Below are 16148 nucleotides of genomic sequence, written 5' to 3' on the forward strand. Positions count from 1 at the left end.
TCAGCCCGCCAACTCGGCGACGGCTTCGCAGACCTGGCAGCCGGTGGCGATCCCGCAGTCGAGCAGGTGGTCGAGCTGCGGTGAGCTGACTCCGCGTTCCAGCGCGGTGATCAGTTCACCGCAGACCCGGGCGGTGCCGTCGTCGTCGACGTGGACGAAGGCCTTGGGCCACAGCCGGTCGTGGTTCCATTCGTTGCAGAAGGCGTACAGCGCGGGCACGTCGTCCACGGTGAACAGGGTTGGCGCGATGGTCCGCACCCGCAGCACCTCGCCGTTGGGTCCGAGCCGGGAGAACACGATCAGGTTGTCGTTCCACCGGCCGACCAGTTCGTCGTCGGAGTCGGCCTGGAAGTGGTAGCCGCGCGCGGTGAGGGTCTCGGCGATCATCGCGGTGGTCAGCGGCCGCAGCACCTGCATCGCACCGCTGCCGGAGGGCGCGTCGGGCAGGTCGTCTGGGTCCGGCGGGGGCATGCGGTGGTCCTTTCGGTACGGCACGTCGGACAGGGGGCCTCGCGCCCCGGCCGGGGGCCGGCGCGCGGTCGGGCCGGCGATGTCCGGACGGGGGTCCGGCGGTGGACGTCGTCGTCGTGGCCCCGGGGGACAGTAGGGGCCGATCGGAATGGTGGCACAGCCGCGCCGCCCCGCGTGGTTCGGACACGACCCGGAAAAGCGAGGGTTTGTATGCCGGCGGGGTTACCGTGGGACTCTATGGCCGGCCGAACCTCCCAGGCGAGTCGGCGGCGCGGCGGGTCGACCAGCCGTGGCGCCGCGACCGGTCGTGCCCGGACCCCGGCCCGCAAGCGCCCGACAGCCCGTCGGCGCCCGGCCCGCAACTCGCCGGCCGTCCTGGTCGGTCGTGCTGTCGGTGCCACCTGGATGGGGCTGGCGCACGGCGTCGGCTGGGCGGTGCGTACCGCCGGTCGCCGGGCGGCCACCGCGCGGGAGTTGAGCCCGGAGCACCGGCGCGACGGTGCCGGGCTGTTCGTACTCGGCCTGGCCATTCTCACCTCGATGGCGATCTGGTTCGGCGCGGCCGGGCCGTTCGGGGTCCGCGTCGCGGACATGATGCGGCTGTTCATCGGCGCGATCGCGGTCGCCGTGCCGTTGCTGCTGCTGATCGGCGCGGTCCGGCTGATGCGTGATCCACCGGAGGAGCCGGACCCTCGGGGCCGCGGGCTGGTCGGCTGGTCGGCGATGCTGGTCGCCACGGCGGGGCTGCTGCACATCGGCCAACGCCCCGACGACGACCTGCAACGTGACTACGCCGGCGGGCTGATCGGACTCGGCATCGGCACGGTACTGGAGCACACGGTCAGCTACTGGGTCGGCGTGCCGTTGCTGATCCTGCTGCTGGTCTTCGGTCTGCTGGTGGTCACCGCCACCCCGATCAACCGGATCCCGGAGCGGCTCGGGCTGCTCGCCGGGGTGGTGACCGGGCGTGGGCCGGAGTCCGATCCGGCCCCGGCCGGTGCCGACACCGCTGACGACGAGACCGCCGGTGACGAGCGGGCCCGCCGCCGGCCGCCGCGCCGCCGGCAGGCCAGCCGGACGGCCGACGCCCTGCCGGTGTCGTCGGCCGGTGACGATGGCACCCTGGCCGAGCCGCTCGATCTGCAGGAGACGATGGAGCTGCCGCGCCGGCCGGCGGCGAAGGTGCCGACCACCCGCACCCCGCCGGAGCCGCCGGAGCATTCGCCGACCCCGACCCGCGCCGAGCAGTTGGCGATCACCGGGCTGTCCGGGGACTACCGCCTGCCACCGGCAAAGCTGCTGCGGACCGGTCCACCGGCGAAGACCCGCAGCAAGGCCAACGACGAGGTGATCGCCGCACTGCAGGGGGTGTTCGAGCAGTTCGACGTTGACGCGGCGGTCACCGGGTTCACCCGGGGTCCGACGGTGACCCGATACGAGGTGGAGCTCGGCCACGGGGTGAAGGTCGAGCGGATCACCCAGCTCTCCCGCAACATCGCGTACGCGGTGAAGTCACCTGACGTGCGGATCCTCAGCCCGATTCCGGGCAAGAGCGCGGTCGGCGTGGAGATCCCGAACACCGACCGGGAGGACGTGTCGCTCGGTGACGTGCTGCGCTCCCGTGCCGCCGGTGCCGACCATCACCCGATGCTGGTGGCGCTCGGCAAGGACATCGAGGGCGGCTTCGTGGTGGCCAACCTGGCGAAGATGCCGCACATCCTGATCGCCGGGGCGACCGGCGCCGGCAAGTCGTCCTGCCTGAACTCGCTGCTCATCTCGATCCTCAGCCGGGCCACCCCGGACGAGGTACGGCTGCTGCTGATCGACCCCAAGCGGGTCGAGATGACCGGGTACGAGGGCATCCCGCACCTGGTGACCCCGATCGTGACCAACCCCAAGAAGGCGGCCGAGTCGCTGGAGTGGGTGGTACGCGAGATGGACATGCGCTACGACGACCTGGCCGCGAACGGTGTCCGGCACATCGACGACTACAACCGCAAGGTACGGGCCGGGGAGATCACCGCTCCGCCCGGCAGCGAGCGGGAGATCCGGCCGTACCCGTACCTGCTGGTGATCGTCGATGAGCTGGCCGACCTGATGATGGTCGCCCCCCGGGACGTGGAGGACTCGGTCGTCCGGATCACCCAGCTCGCCCGGGCCGCCGGCATCCACCTGGTGCTGGCCACCCAGCGGCCGTCGGTGGACGTGGTGACCGGCCTCATCAAGGCGAACGTGCCGTCCCGGCTGGCCTTCGCCACGTCGTCGCTGTCCGATTCGCGGGTCATCCTGGACCAGCCGGGCGCCGAGAAGCTGATCGGCCGGGGCGACGGCCTGTTCCTGCCGATGGGTGCGTCGAAACCGCTGCGCATCCAGGGTGCCTGGGTCAGTGAGAAGGAGATCGACGAGATCGTCGCCTTCTGCAAGAAGCAGCGCGAGCCGGAATTCCGCCCCGACGTGCTCACCACCGCCCAGGAGAACAAGAAGAAGATCGACGAGGACGTCGGCGACGACCTCGACCTGCTGGTCCAGGCGATCGAGCTGGTGGTGACCTCGCAGTTCGGGTCGACCTCGATGCTGCAGCGCAAACTGCGGGTCGGGTTCGCCAAAGCGGGCCGGTTGATGGATCTGATGGAGACCCGGGGCATCGTCGGGCCGTCCGAGGGTTCCAAGGCACGCGACGTGCTGGTCAAGCCGGACGAGCTGGAGGACGCGCTGGCGAGTCTGCGGGCCGTCGAGGCGAGCTGACCGCACTGGTCCGGTCGGCTGACCGATCGGATCGTCCGGCACCGCGCCGCCCGGCCGCCGTACACCAATGGCCCGGTACCCTCGTCAGGTGTCTGCTTTTCCCCCGCCTCCCGCCCAACCGTCCGGCCGGCGCGTCGCCCTGCTCACCCTGGGGTGCGCCCGCAACGAGGTCGACTCGGAGGAGTTGGCCGCCCGGCTGGACGCCGACGGCTGGCAGGTGACCACCGACGCCGACGGTGCCGACGTGGTACTCGTCAACACCTGCGGCTTCGTCGAGAAGGCCAAGCAGGACTCGGTGCAGACGCTGCTCGATGCCGCGGACGGCGGGGCCAAGGTGGTGGCTGCCGGCTGCATGGCCGAACGGTACGGCCGGGAGCTCGCCGAGCACCTGCCGGAGGCGCAGGCCGTCCTCGGGTTCGACGACTACCCGGATATCTCCGGCCGGCTGCGGGCGGTGCTGGCCGGCGAGCAGCTGCCCGCGCACGCCCCGCGGGACCGCCGCACGATGCTGCCCCTGACCCCGGTGTCCCGGCAGCACTCCGGTGTCGTGGTGCCCGGTCACGCGACGGTCGACGAACGTACTCCTGCGCACCTGCGCGCGGTCCTGCGGCACCGGCTGGCCGGCGGCCCGGTGGCGTCACTGAAGCTGGCCAGTGGCTGTGACCGCCGGTGCGCCTTCTGCGCCATCCCGGCGTTCCGGGGGGCGTTTGTCTCCCGCGCTCCCGAGGAGCTGCTGGCCGAGGCCGAGTGGCTGGCCGGCACCGGCGTTCGGGAACTGGTGCTGGTGAGCGAGAATTCGACCTCGTACGGCAAGGACCTGGGGGATCCGCGGCTGCTGGAGAAACTGCTGCCACAGTTGGCTGCCGTCGACGGCATCGTCCGGGTACGGGTCAGCTATCTGCAGCCGGCGGAGACCCGTCCGGGTCTGATCGAGACGATCGCCACCACGGCCGGCGTGGCACCGTACTTCGATCTGTCCTTCCAACACGCCAGTGAGCCGGTGCTGCGCCGGATGCGGCGCTTCGGCTCCACCGGGCGGTTCCTCGACCTGCTGGCCTCGGCCCGGTCGTTGGCGCCGCAGGCCGGCGCGCGAAGCAACTTCATCGTCGGATTCCCCGGTGAGACCCGGTCGGACGTCGACGAACTGGTCCGGTTCCTGTCCGCAGCCCGGTTGGACGCGATCGGGGTGTTCGACTACAGCGACGAGGACGGCACCGAGGCCGCCGGTCTGCCCGACAAGGTACGGGCCGCCACGGTGAAGCGGCGCTATGACCGGATCTGTGCGCTGGCCGACGAGCTGTGCGCGCAGCGGGCCGAGGAACGAGTCGGCACGACGGTGGAGGTGCTGGTCGACAGCGTCGACGACGGGCTGGTGGAGGGTCGGGCCGCGCACCAGGCACCGGAGGTGGACGGTTCGACGACGTTGGTGGCCGGCGCTGCCGGTGTCACCGGAGCCGGGGTCGACCTCGCCACGCTGCGCCCCGGCGACCTGGTCCGGGCGACGGTGACCGGGACCGAAGGGGTCGACCTGGTGGCAGTGCCGAGTGACGTGCTCTCGTCCGGTACGGCCGACCGGCCGCTCTCCAGCGCGGTCAGGTGAGCCGATGACCGAGCCGGGTGCCTCCGCCGGTCCGCGTACCGCCGTCGCTGCGGTACCGGTGGTCAACGCGGCCAACGCGCTCACCGGGCTACGCATGGTGCTGGTGCCGGTCTTCGTGGTGTTCGTGATTCTCTCCGGGATGACCCACCCGGGCTGGCAGATCGCCGCCTGCCTGACGTTCGTCGTCGCGTCGGCGACCGACCTGATCGACGGCTGGATCGCCCGCCGGTACGCCTTGGTGACGTCGTTCGGCAAGGTCGCGGACCCGATCGCCGACAAGGCGCTGACCGGCACCGCGCTGGTACTGCTGTCCTGGTACGACCTGGTGCCCTGGTGGGTGACCGGGCTGATCCTGGTGCGTGAGTGGGGGGTCACGCTGATCCGCTTCTGGGTGCTGCGGCACGGGGTGATCGCGGCGAGCCGGGGCGGCAAGGCGAAGACGGCGCTGCAGATCACGGCGATCGTCTGGTACCTGCTGCCGCTGCCGTCGGTGCTCGCCGCAGTCGCTCCGTGGATCATGGCGGCCGCGCTGCTGGTCACCGTGGCGACCGGGCTGGACTACCTGGTCCGCGCGCTGCGGCTGCGCCGTACCGGGCCGGACCGGTGACCTCGGCCGGGTCGGACCGGGTGCCTCCGGCCGGCGCGTCAGCGGGCGGGCGGCCGCCGCCGGACGGCGGCGATCTCGGCATGGGGCGGTCGGCCAGCGGCAGCCCGGCTGCGGCGGTCGTGCACGCCCTGGCTGAGCGGGGCGAGACGCTTGCGGTCGTCGAGTCGCTCACTGGTGGCTTGCTGGCGTCCGCCCTGGTCGAGGTTGCCGGGGCGAGCCTGGTCTTCCGCGGTGGGCTGGTCGTGTACGCCACCGACCTGAAGCGTACCCTGGCCGGGGTGCCGCAGCGGTTGCTCGCCGACCGGGGACCGGTCGACCCGGACGTCGCGGTCGCCATGGCCCGGGGTGCCCGGGTCCGGTGCGCCGCCGACTGGGCGCTGGCTACCACCGGGGTGGCCGGCCCACAGCCGCAGGGCGGCAAGCCGATCGGGCGAGTCTACGTTGCCCTGGCCGGTCCGGCTGGAGTGCATCAGGTCCGGCGGTTGGACCTCGGCGGCGGTCGGGATGCGGTACGCAGGTCGAGCGTGACCGCTGCCCTGCGGCTGCTGACGACGCAACTACACGCCACGCGGCCCTGAGCGGGGGACACCCGCAACGCCGAGCGGATATAACTGACATCTGACTCTGATCGCCCTGCCGGGCCCGATTCGTGCTCTCGGGTGGGGTGTCGATCGGGTGGCGAACGGATAAGGTTGCGGGAAGCCTCCGGCACTCGCCGGCCGGTCCCGGACAGGGGGAGGTGCGATGGTCCTGCTACGCCGCGTTATCGGTGACGCGCTGCGTGCCCGCCGGCAGGGTCAGCGCCGGACTCTGCGCGAGGTTTCCACCGCCGCGAACGTCAGCCTCGGCTACCTCTCTGAGGTCGAGCGCGGCCAGAAGGAAGCCTCGAGTGAGCTGCTCGCTGCGATCTGCGACGCCTTGGGTGCCCAGTTGTCGGAGGTGCTGCGTGACGTGAGCCACACCGTCGCCGTCGCTGAGCAGCGGCAGGGCCTGCTGGTTCCGTTTCCCGAGCAGTCCCCGACGTCGTCCGAGCGGCCCCTGGAGGAGCGGCCGAGCCACAGCGAAGCGCTGCGCTCCGCCCCGGACGGCGCCGTCGGTACGACCGAGCGGGGCGACGCTTCGGCGCACCAGGTCGCCTCCGAGGGCGGGGTGACCGTCTCGGTCCGCAGCGACTCGCCGCTCAAGACGACGCTGCGGGCCTCCCGGCGGGTGCCGAACACCGGTGGTCGGGACCGTGACGTCGTCTGCGCCGCCTGAGCCGCAGCCGGTCGAGCGGCTGCGGGCTGCCGGATCCTGGGCTCGCCACCGCTGGATCCGGGACACTAAGGTTGACCCTCAACCGGCCCACCCTGCCGGATCCCACCGATGGCGGCTTACGCGGTGGCGACGGCCTGGGACGATGGTAGGGGTGCCGGCGCACCGTACCGCCCGGGTCGGGCCGCCGTGACCGCCTGACCGTTCGCGCCGATAGTGAGGGGATACCGCAGAGATGGCGAACCCGTTCGTCAAGGGTTGGCGCTACCTGATGGCGCTGTTCGGCGCCAAGATAGATGAGCACGCCGACCCCAAGGTGCAGATCCAGCAGGCGATCGAGGACGCCCAGCGCCAGCACCAGGCACTGGTTCAGCAGGCCGCCGCGGTGATCGGCAACCAGCGACAGCTGGAAATGAAACTCTCCCGGCAGATGAGCGAGGTCGAGCGACTGCAGGGGATGGCCCGGCAGGCGCTGGTGCTGGCCGACAAGGCCCGCGCCGAGGGCGACGAGGCGGAGGCGAACAAGTACGAGCAGACCGCCCAGACTCTCGCCACCCAGTTGGTCGCCGGCGAGCAGTCGATGGAGGACCTCAAGACCCTGCATGACCAGTCGTTGGCCGCCGCCGCCCAGGCCCGTCAGGCGGTGGAGAACAACCAGATGATCCTGCAGCAGAAGCTGGCCGAGCGGACCAAGTTGCTGAGCCAGCTCGAGCAGGCCAAGATGCAGGAGACCGTGGCGTCGTCGCTGGAGTCGATGTCGGCGCTCGCCGCGCCGAAGAACACGCCGTCGCTCGACGAGGTGCGGGACAAGATCGAGCAGCGCTACGCCACCGCGATGGGCCGGGCCGAGCTGGCCGGCAACTCCGTCGAGGGGCGGATGCTCGAGGTGCAGAAGTCCACCCTCGACATGGCTGGTTCGTCGCGGCTCGACCAGATCCGGGCCAGCATGGCGGGAGAGAAGCTCGCCGGGGCACAGCCAGGGCCGGCGGTCGAGCAGACCCCGGCGGGTGCGGACAGCACGGCCGGCGCGGACGGTGCCAGTGTCGCCCGCCTCGACCAGCTCCGTGCCTCGATGGCGAAGGACAAGAACACCGGTGACGCCTCCGCCGCCGGCTGACCATCGGGCCAGGGGGGCGGGAAGGAGCAACGGTGGTGGATCCACGGACTCGTTACTTCCGCAGGCTGCGTCGCCTGCGTCGGGGTGCCCGCCGGTGGACCGTACTCGCTGGCGGCTTCGGTGGCGCGGCGGCGGTGCTGCTGCCGTACGCGGGGGTCAGTCCGGTCGACGCGGTATGGGCGGCGGCGGCCGGTGCCAGCACGGCGTTGGCCTTCTGGCGTTGGTCCGACCTGCGGGCGCTGGCCGGGCAACCGCCACCCCCCACGCCGGATCCGGCCATCGCCGCCGAGCAGGCCCGGCTCAAGCTGGTCGCCACCGTCGAGCGGATTCCGCTCGGCCGGGCCGCCGTCGGTGAGGTACGCCGACAGCAGGCGCTGCTGGCGTTGCGCGGAACGGTGGCGGCGGACGTCTGGACCCGGCTGGACCGGGCCGCGCGTACCCTCGCCGGGCTGGTGCCGCGGCTGACCGGGCCGGGCGAGTCGGCCCAGCTCGAAGCCGCGGTGGCCGAGCAGTCCCTGCGCGACCTGGCGTACCGGGTGGCCAGCGTGGAGAAGGCGGTACGGCTGGCTCCGGCCGATGCCGGGCTGGCCAACTCGCATCGGGTGCTCGTCGAGCAGTTGGAAGCCGGCACCGTCGCTTACGAAGGTCTCGTCGCGGCGGCCGCCAACTACGTCGCCGAGGACGGTCGTGCGGTCGGGCAGCACCCGTCGGTGAGCCGGCTCACCGAGGCCGGTGACCTGCTGCGGGGGGTTGCCGCCGGGCTGGCGGAGCTGCGCCAGCCACCAGACCCGGCTGGCACGTCGGGCACCAGTAGGTGACCCGGCCCGCCGACTCGGTGCGTCGCACCGCCGTGCCGCAGCGGCGGCACGGCCGCCGCCAGCGGCCGTACACGTAGGTGGCCTCCCCAGGTAGGCCGGTGATGCTGCGGCTGGCCCGCCCCCGGTTGGCGACCAGCAGCCGGCGTGCCAGGTCGACGACGGCGGCCAGGTCCGGCACCTCGCGGACCGGCGTACCGGGCGCGACACCACGCAGAAACAGCAACTCGCAAGCGTAGACGTTGCCGATCCCGGCGAGATTACGCTGGTCGAGTAGCGCCTCGACGACGGGCGTCTCGGGCCGAGCGGCGAGCCGGCGGACCGCTTCGGTCGCGTCCCAGTCAGCACCGAGTAGATCCGGCCCCAGCCCGGCGGTGAGCTCCGACTCGCGGTCCGTCACCACCAGCATCAGTTCGTGCAAGTGGTAGCCGACGGCGACGGATTCACCGGTGCGCAGCACCACGCGAATCAGGTGTGCCGGCCGGGCCGTCCAGCGTTGACCGACCCGGTAGGTCCGCCAACTGCCGTCCATCCGCAGGTGCGAGTGCAAGGTGTACCGCCGGTCGTCCGGTGCCGCGAGCCGCAGCAGCAGGTGCTTGCCACGGCTCACGCAGTCCAGCGCGGTCCAGCCGGACAGGTCGGTGGTCGCGAGCCGGGGGATCCGGAAGTCGCTGCCGGTGAGCAGCCGGCCAGCCAGCACTTCCCGCAGCCGGTGAGCGGTGTTCCAGACGGTGTCGCCTTCAGGCACGACGACAATCCTGCCGCAGGTCGTGACCGGGCGGGCCGATAGCCGGCCGACTGCCTCAGGCCGGACAGCCGACTGCCCGGGCCAGATGTCTCCGGCCCGGGCAGTCAGGGTGACGATGACGGTCAGTATCGTCGTCGGAACACGGCGAAGGTGGCTGCGGTGCCGAGCGCCAGCGCACCGATCAGCACCACCCAGATCGCTGTCGAGTTGATACCGTTGTTGATCTCCGCGTTGGCTTGTACCGCAGCGAGGAGGCTGTCGTCCGGCGGTGCCGGCAGAGGAACCGGGGGAAGTTCGCCGTACCGCACCAGACCGGTGCTCTCCAGCAGTGACATGTGGGTCTGGACGAAGCCGTTGGCGTCCTGCGCGAGCTGCCGGACGACGTCGTTACGGGTACTCGCTCGGACCGCACCGATGACCGGGAAGATGTTGCCGTGGGCGGCGCGGAGCCGCTCAACGAAGATCCGGTCGAACCGGGCACCCTCCGCGACCTTCATCTCGTCGACCCAGCCCTGCTGGGTGGGGGTCGGGTCGGTAGGCAGCTCCACGCCGAGCTCGTTGGCCGCTTCGACCACCAACAGGTCGAGCTCGATGTGCTGGTCGGCAATCTCGGCGCCGACCTCGCGGACCCTCTGCGTGCTGCCCTTCTCTGCGGCCAGCACACCAGCCGGGATCTCCCACAGTCCGGCGAGCCGGACGCCGTTGAGCAACTGGATGTCGGTGGCGGCGAGCTGGGTCGCTCCGGAGGGCTGCGCGAGCGCGGCGCCGGGCAGTGCGAGCAGCCCGGCGACGAGACCCACCAGGACTGCTGCCAACCGGCGCGGGGTGTGTGCCGCAGATCGTGCCCGGGCCATAGTGTTTCAACCTCCGAGTGGGGTCGACAGAGCGGTCGATGATCGACAAGAACGTTATGTCGAATGCCGCCTGCGCGTCAATGCTTTCGGCTCGGAACCACAGAAAAAAAGGAGCACCTAAACGTTTGCTGTGGCTAATCTTACTGAGATTGCCGGCATCGTCCGTTCAGCTGATGTTCCCGGTTCAACGTGGAGGTCACGGGCTTGTTCACATAGCGCGAATCTGGCCGCCTGGTATCTCGTGGTAGGAGTGCGGTTCGTGGCGTCGCGGTAACAGGGCGCCGATACCGTAGCAGAATGTCGGCCAATTCCTGACCCGGCGGATCACTGGAATCGCTACGGTGACTCGTCGGGACGCGGTGGCCGGACGATGTCGGCGTAGCGCAGATGGCTGGCGCCGTAGATTGCGAAGTTGAGCCGGGCATGGGACAGGCTCAAGTCGCCGTTCGGCCCGCCACGCACCACCTCAGCGTCGCCATCGCCCTGGCCGTCGTCGGTCCAGAAGCAGACGGGGCAGGTGGTGCATCCGGTCCGGTAGCCACAGCAGGGGCATCTGTCGACGGAGTACGGGACCACCCGCTAAGCCTTCCACAGGAACGTTTCGGGCATGTGCCTGAGGTACCCCGTCGGCGGTCCGTCGACAAGCGCACCGCCGACGGCGGGTACCTCCGGCGCACCCGCCCGTGCCGGCGGTGCCTGGCCCGACGTTCACGATCAGCCCCGTAACCGCAGTCCACGTGGCGTGGCCCGGAAGCCGGCGGCGGCCAGCGCCGTCCGTAGCGTGGAGCTGTGCACCCGCTCCCCGTCGGCGCGTTCGACCGTGATGGTGCCGAGTGCCCCGGAGCTCACCGCGTCGGCCAGCGCCCGGGCCGCCGCCTCGAGCCGCTGTCCGTCCTGAGTGAAGCAGAGCAGACTGCGACCGCCTCGTTCGACGTAGAGCGCCGCCTCCGCGTCGACCAGGACCACCAGCGCCCCGGCCTTGCGCCCGGGTCGGTGCCCCGCGTTCGACTCGTCGGCGCTGTCCACCGGTCGCTCCGGCCAGGGCAGTGCCGCGCCGTACGGGTTCGCCGGATCGGCTGCCGCCAGCACCACCGCCTCCGGCTGCCGGCGGTGCGTCGGATCGGAATTGGCGAGTTCCCGCAGCCGGTCCACCGCACCCGGTACGGCGAACTGGGCCGCACCGAGTCCGTCGACGAAGTAGCCCCGGCGGGCCGCGCCGCGTTCCTCCAACGCGGCCAGCACCGGGTACACGGCGGCGAACCCACCCGGCTGCCCCTCGGCGGCGACCGCCCCCCGGGTCACCACCCCGTGCCGTTCGAGCAGCACGTCGGCGGTGAGCGCCGCCCGCCGGGTCGGGTCGGGGTCGCGGGATGGCAGCAGTGACCACCGACCGGCCAACTGCGGTGCGGCGGTACGGGCGACGAACTCCCGACCGACCCGCCGGGCCCGACCCCGTGCCCCGGCGGCGGTGCGGACCCGTTGTGTCGGGCGCGGGCCGAGTACGGCCCGCAGTGGAGCCAGTGTGTCGTTGGTCAGCCAGCCGGCCCACACCAGATCCCAGATCGCCGTCTCGATCCGCCCGGCCGGATCGGCAGTGTCGGCGGGCGCAACGCCAGCGGTGCCGGCGAGCGCCGCGTTGACCCGGTCGGCCAGTTGCCGGAAGAACAGCGCCTGCTGGTCGGCGAGGGCGGCGAGCACCGCCTCGTGCACCGGGGTCAGCGTGAGCGCCGGGTCCGGCGCCGGTAGCAGCAGGGGCGCGGTCTCCGTGAACACCAACCGGATCCAGCCGTCACCCGCGCCGACCGCGCCGGCACCGGACCAGGTGACCTCGCCGGAGGCGCAGAGCTCGTCCAGGTGCGCGGGGGAGTAGTCGGCCACCCGGGCCGGCAGGATCAGCCGTTCCACCGCTGCGGCCGGCAGGACCGCCCCCTGCAGTTGCTCGACGGCGGCAGCCACGCCGTCCACCCCACGACCCGGGCCGGCGACCTGCTGCCACCGGGGAAGGAACCGGACCAGGGCGGTGGCCGGCACCGGCTCGATCTCGCGGCGCAGCGCCGCGAGCGATCGGCGCCGCAGCAGCCGCAGCACATCGGCGTCGCACCACTCGGTGCCGGCCCGCCCCGGGGTGAACTCGCCGGCCACGATCCGCCCGGTCGCGGCGAGCCGCCGCAGGGTCTGTTCGACGACGAAGGCGCCCAACCCGAACCGGGCGGCGCACGCGGCGGTGTCGAACGGCCCCCGGGTACGGGCGTAGCGGGCGACCAGGTCGCCGAGCGGGTCGGCCACCGGGGCGAGGTACGCCGCAGCGACGCCGACCGGCAGCGCGACACCGAGCGCGTCGCGCATCCGCCCGGCGTCCTCCACCGCGATCCACCGCTCCTGCCCGGCGATCCGCACCCGCACCGCGCGCCGGGCCCGGGACAGCTCGGCCGGCCAGCCCGGGTCGACCTGCCGGGCCAGCAACTCGGTGTCGGCCAGGTCGCCGACGACCCGCAGCAGCTCGGCCAGGTCCTCGGCGTCGCACACCCGGCGGTGCCCGCCCAGCCACTGCAGCTGCCGGTGGGTCTCGGCGAGCACCGCCGGGTCGAGCAGTTCCCGCAGCTCGACCCGGCCGAGCAGCTCACCGAGCAATGTTGAGTCGAGGCTCAGCGCGGCGGCCCGGCGCTCGGCCAGCGGCAGGTCCCCTTCATAGAGGAACGCTCCGACATAGCCGAACAGCAGGGAACGGGCGAACGGTGACGGTCGCGGTGTCTCGACCTCTACCAACCGCAGCCGCCGTGCCGCCAGGTCGCCCATCAGCCCGACCAGCGCCGGCATGTCGAAGACGTCCCGCAGGCATTCCCGCGCCGCCTCCAGGGTGATCGGAAAATCGGTGAACTCCCGGGCCACGTCGAGCAGTTGGGCGGCGCGTTGCCGCTGCTGCCACAGCGGCTGCCGGCGTCGCGGATCCCGGCGTGGCAGCAGCAGCGCCCGGGCGGCGCATTCCCGGAACCGGGCGGCGAACAGGGCCGACCCGCCGACGGCGGTTTCGACGAGCTGGCTGATCTCGTCGCTCTCGAAGGCGACCAGGTCGGCACCGGGTGGTGTGTCGGCCACTTCGGGTAGCCGGATGACGATGCCGTCGTCAGCGGGCAGCACCTGGGCGTCGACGCCGTATCGCTCGGTCAGTCGCTGGCCGATCGCCAGTGCCCACGGCGCGTTCACCTGGGCACCGAAGACGCTGTGCACGACCAGCCGCCAGTCGCCGAGCTCGTCGTGGAACCGTTCGACGACGACCGTCCGGTCGTCCGGCAGGCTGCGGGCGGCGGCGCGTTGGTCGTCGAGGTAGCGCAGCAGGTTGTCGGCGGCCCAGTCGTCCAGACCGGACGACAGCAGCCCGGCGCGGGCGGCGGTCGGGTCCTGCCGGCCGACCTGGCGCAGCCGGGCGCCCAGCGCACGGCCCAGCTCGACCGGGCGACCGGGTTGGTCGCCTTTCCAGAACGGCATCCGGGCTGCCTGGCCCGGGGCGGGGGTGACCAGCACCCGGTCCGGGGTGATCTCCTCGATCCGCCACGACGTCGCGCCGAGCAGGAAGACGTCGCCGACCCGGGACTCGTAGACCATCTCCTCGTCGAGTTCGCCGACCCGCACGGGCCGTTCCGCCCCGGCCAGGAAGACACCGAACAGGCCACGGTCCGGGATCGTGCCTCCACTGGTGACGGCCAGCCGCTGCGCGCCCGGCCGTCCGGTGAGCAGGTCGGCGTCGCGGTCCCAGACCAGCCGGGGCCGCAGTTCGGCGAAAGCGGTCGACGGGTACCGACCGGAGAGCATGTCCAGCACCGCGTGCAGCGCCGAGTCGGGCAGGTCGGTGTACGGGGCCGCGCCGCGTACCAGGGTCGCCAGCGCGTCCACCGGCCAGGGATCGAGCGACACCATGGCGACGATCTGCTGGGCCAGGACGTCGAGTGGGTTGCGCGGGTACCGCAGCTGCTCGATGGCGCCGTGGGACATCCGCTCGCTGACCACCGCACAGGCCAGCAGGTCACCACGGTGCTTGGGCAGGATCACCCCGTGCGACAGCGCGCCCACCTGGTGCCCGGCCCGGCCGATTCGCTGCAGGCCGGCGGCGACGCTCGGCGGTGCCTCGATCTGTACGACGAGGTCGACCGCACCCATGTCGATGCCGAGCTCCAGGCTGGAGGTGGCGATCACCGCCGGCAGTTGGCCGGACTTCAACGCCTCTTCGATCTGCTGCCGTTCAGAGCGCGACACGCTGCCGTGGTGGGCGCGGGCGATCACTGCCGGGGCGCCGTGTGCGGTGTCCGACTGGGCCATGATCTCCGCCGGCATCCGGGTGCTGGACCGCCGGTCGTTGCCGCTGCTGTCGGCGCGGGGCGGGCCGGACTGCTGGTCCGTGCCGTCCGCCCGGTCTGCGGCGAGTTCGTTGAGCCGGGCGCAGAGCCGTTCCGCCGAGCGCCGGGAGTTGGTGAACACTATGGTCGACCGGTGCCGCCGGATCAGGTCGAAGACGCGTTCCTCGACGGCCGGCCAGATCGACCGGCCGGCCGGCGGCGGACCGTCGGCGTCCTCCTGCACCGTCTCGCGTTCGTCCAGCTGGTCGAGATCCGGCACCGGCACCTGGACGCTGACCTCGATCGTCTTGGCCGTGGCCGGGGCGACCACCTGCACGGGCTGATAGCCACCGAGGAACTGGGCGGTCTCCTCGATCGGCCGGACCGTGGCGGACAGGCCGATCCGCTGGGCGGGCGCCGGCAGCAGCGCGTCCAGCCGCTCCAGCGACAGCGCCAGATGCGCACCGCGTTTGGTGCCGGCGACCGCGTGCACCTCGTCGACGATGACCGTACGCACGCCGCGCAGCGACTCCCGGGCGGCCGAGGTGAGCAGCAGGAACAGGGACTCGGGAGTGGTGATGAGGATGTCCGGCGGTTGCCGGAGGAAGCTGCGTCGCTGATCGGCCGGGGTGTCGCCGGTGCGAATGCCGACGGTCACCTGCGGTGCCGGTGCACCGATGCGGGCGGCGGCTTGGCCGATGCCGACGAGCGGGGTACGTAGGTTGCGGTCGACGTCGACCGCGAGTGCCTTGAGGGGGCTCAGGTAGAGCACCCGGCACCGCAGCCGCGGATCGTCGGGAGCGGGCGAGCGGGTCAGCTGGTCCAGCGACCACAGGAACGCGGCGAGGGTCTTGCCGGATCCGGTGGGTGCGACCACCAGGGCGTGCCGGCCGTCGCTGATCGCCTCCCACGCGCCGGTCTGCGCGGCGGTGGGCCCGGCGAAGGCGGCGGAGAACCACTCCCGGGTGGCTGCCCCGAAGCGCTCCAACACCGCGGTCATCGCTGTCCCTCCATCGGTCCGTCCGGCTGCCAGCGTGAACCATCCTGCCCGCCGGGTACGACGAAGCTGGGCCGTCCGAGCGACCGAATCCCACAAATTCGGGTGAGACCGGCAGGTCTGGCTTGCCCGACTTAGTAGTTATGGAGTAACTTTCTGTCATCGTCCGATCTCTCAAGGAGTACCCCCATGCCCGTTGTCGAGCGCGGCCTCCACCACGACACGGAGGTGCTTCTCCGGAAGGTGGACGGCCTGGTGGCCCTGCTGCGGCTGCGGCACCACCGGCTCGACCCAGTGGCGGTGGACCGGTTCGCCGACACCCTGCGGGCCCTGGTCGTCGACAGCGGATCGGCGAGCGCCGCCGACCGGGCGCGGGTACGCGCCACCGTGCATTACCACATGCTGTTGGCCAGCCGACGAGGTCGGCTGCCGCTCGCCGACGTGCCCGCACCCGCCGGACCGGCGACGCCGGCCCGCCCGGCGATGCCCGCCACGCCGACGACGGCTCCCACCGAACCAGCCGGCACATGACGGTAACCGTACGGTAACCACCGAATCCGCTGTGATCGCTTACCATCCAAAGTCCGGAATCCGGCGACGCCCAGGCCC

Annotated in this window: 13 protein-coding genes; 8 read left to right on the forward strand and 5 right to left on the reverse strand. The window is 72.0% G+C overall.

The genetic code is table 11. The features are described from left to right. Entirely contained in the window at nucleotides 1–417 is a 417-nt protein-coding gene (locus O7553_RS06835; RefSeq protein WP_281555505.1) for a YbjN domain-containing protein, read from the reverse strand. 291 nt (nucleotides 418–708) lie between these two features. On the opposite strand from O7553_RS06835, the gene O7553_RS06840 reads away from it, so the two are divergent. The 7 genes from O7553_RS06840 to O7553_RS06870 all read left to right on the forward strand — a co-directional run bounded on the left by O7553_RS06840 (nucleotide 709) and on the right by O7553_RS06870 (nucleotide 8612). Next, entirely contained in the window at nucleotides 709–3216 is a 2508-nt protein-coding gene (locus tag O7553_RS06840) for a DNA translocase FtsK 4TM domain-containing protein (RefSeq protein WP_281553996.1), read from the forward strand. Between the two features lie 88 nt (nucleotides 3217–3304). After that, complete coding sequence (gene rimO / locus O7553_RS06845) at nucleotides 3305–4816, forward strand: 30S ribosomal protein S12 methylthiotransferase RimO (protein ID WP_281553997.1); 1512 nt, start codon at nucleotides 3305–3307, stop codon at nucleotides 4814–4816. Nucleotides 4817–4820: 4 nt separating this feature from the next. Further along, nucleotides 4821–5423: a CDP-diacylglycerol--glycerol-3-phosphate 3-phosphatidyltransferase gene (gene pgsA / locus O7553_RS06850; RefSeq protein ID WP_281553998.1), complete on the forward strand. Its 603-nt coding sequence runs from the start codon at nucleotides 4821–4823 to the stop codon at nucleotides 5421–5423. An 80-nt stretch (nucleotides 5424–5503) separates the two neighbouring features. After that, the gene (locus O7553_RS06855; protein WP_281555506.1) at nucleotides 5504–6001 is read left to right on the forward strand and encodes a CinA family protein; all 498 of its coding nucleotides are present in this window, start codon (nucleotides 5504–5506) and stop codon (nucleotides 5999–6001) included. A 166-nt stretch (nucleotides 6002–6167) separates the two neighbouring features. Continuing rightward, the gene (locus tag O7553_RS06860) at nucleotides 6168–6680 is read left to right on the forward strand and encodes a helix-turn-helix transcriptional regulator (RefSeq protein ID WP_281553999.1); all 513 of its coding nucleotides are present in this window, start codon (nucleotides 6168–6170) and stop codon (nucleotides 6678–6680) included. Between the two features lie 232 nt (nucleotides 6681–6912). After that, complete coding sequence (locus O7553_RS06865; protein WP_281554000.1) at nucleotides 6913–7794, forward strand: PspA/IM30 family protein; 882 nt, start codon at nucleotides 6913–6915, stop codon at nucleotides 7792–7794. Nucleotides 7795–7826: 32 nt separating this feature from the next. Next, nucleotides 7827–8612: a hypothetical protein gene (locus O7553_RS06870; RefSeq protein ID WP_281554001.1), complete on the forward strand. Its 786-nt coding sequence runs from the start codon at nucleotides 7827–7829 to the stop codon at nucleotides 8610–8612. Here the strand turns inward: O7553_RS06870 and O7553_RS06875 are convergent. The 4 genes from O7553_RS06875 to O7553_RS06890 form a co-directional block, all read right to left on the reverse strand. After that, nucleotides 8515–9357 carry a DNA-formamidopyrimidine glycosylase family protein gene (locus tag O7553_RS06875; protein ID WP_281554002.1) on the reverse strand — a complete coding sequence of 281 codons (843 nt, stop codon included), beginning with the start codon at nucleotides 9355–9357 and terminating at the stop codon, nucleotides 8515–8517. The two genes, O7553_RS06870 and O7553_RS06875, sit on opposite strands and share 98 nt — an antisense overlap. Nucleotides 9358–9479: 122 nt before the next feature. After that, entirely contained in the window at nucleotides 9480–10211 is a 732-nt protein-coding gene (locus O7553_RS06880; protein ID WP_281554003.1) for a DUF4142 domain-containing protein, read from the reverse strand. Between the two features lie 336 nt (nucleotides 10212–10547). Further along, nucleotides 10548–10787, reverse strand: a complete 240-nt coding sequence (locus tag O7553_RS06885) for a CPCC family cysteine-rich protein (protein ID WP_281554004.1) — start codon at nucleotides 10785–10787, stop codon at nucleotides 10548–10550. A 138-nt stretch (nucleotides 10788–10925) separates the two neighbouring features. Next, nucleotides 10926–15542, reverse strand: coding sequence for an ATP-dependent helicase (locus O7553_RS06890; RefSeq protein WP_281554005.1), 4617 nt, complete (start codon nucleotides 15540–15542; stop codon nucleotides 10926–10928). 186 nt (nucleotides 15543–15728) lie between these two features. Between O7553_RS06890 and O7553_RS06895 the strand changes: the two genes are divergently transcribed. Beyond that, the gene (locus O7553_RS06895) at nucleotides 15729–16070 is read left to right on the forward strand and encodes a hypothetical protein (protein WP_281554006.1); all 342 of its coding nucleotides are present in this window, start codon (nucleotides 15729–15731) and stop codon (nucleotides 16068–16070) included. Nucleotides 16071–16148 lie beyond the last annotated feature (78 nt).

The sequence above is a fragment of the Solwaraspora sp. WMMA2059 genome (assembly GCF_027497315.1).
Taxonomy (GTDB): Bacteria; Actinomycetota; Actinomycetes; order Mycobacteriales; family Micromonosporaceae; genus Micromonospora_E.

Excerpts from the sequence above, each read along its gene's own strand:
- pgsA (WP_281553998.1), top strand. The coding sequence starts at position 4,821 with ATGACCGAGCCGGGTGCCTCCGCCGGTCCGCGTACCGCCGTCGCTGCG.
- O7553_RS06880 (WP_281554003.1), bottom strand. The coding sequence starts at position 10,211 with ATGGCCCGGGCACGATCTGCGGCACACACCCCGCGCCGGTTGGCAGCA.
- O7553_RS06835 (WP_281555505.1), bottom strand. The coding sequence starts at position 417 with ATGCAGGTGCTGCGGCCGCTGACCACCGCGATGATCGCCGAGACCCTC.
- O7553_RS06840 (WP_281553996.1), top strand. The coding sequence starts at position 709 with ATGGCCGGCCGAACCTCCCAGGCGAGTCGGCGGCGCGGCGGGTCGACC.
- O7553_RS06865 (WP_281554000.1), top strand. The coding sequence starts at position 6,913 with ATGGCGAACCCGTTCGTCAAGGGTTGGCGCTACCTGATGGCGCTGTTC.
- O7553_RS06855 (WP_281555506.1), top strand. The coding sequence starts at position 5,504 with ATGGGGCGGTCGGCCAGCGGCAGCCCGGCTGCGGCGGTCGTGCACGCC.
- O7553_RS06895 (WP_281554006.1), top strand. The coding sequence starts at position 15,729 with ATGCCCGTTGTCGAGCGCGGCCTCCACCACGACACGGAGGTGCTTCTC.
- O7553_RS06860 (WP_281553999.1), top strand. The coding sequence starts at position 6,168 with ATGGTCCTGCTACGCCGCGTTATCGGTGACGCGCTGCGTGCCCGCCGG.
- O7553_RS06890 (WP_281554005.1), bottom strand. The coding sequence starts at position 15,542 with ATGACCGCGGTGTTGGAGCGCTTCGGGGCAGCCACCCGGGAGTGGTTC.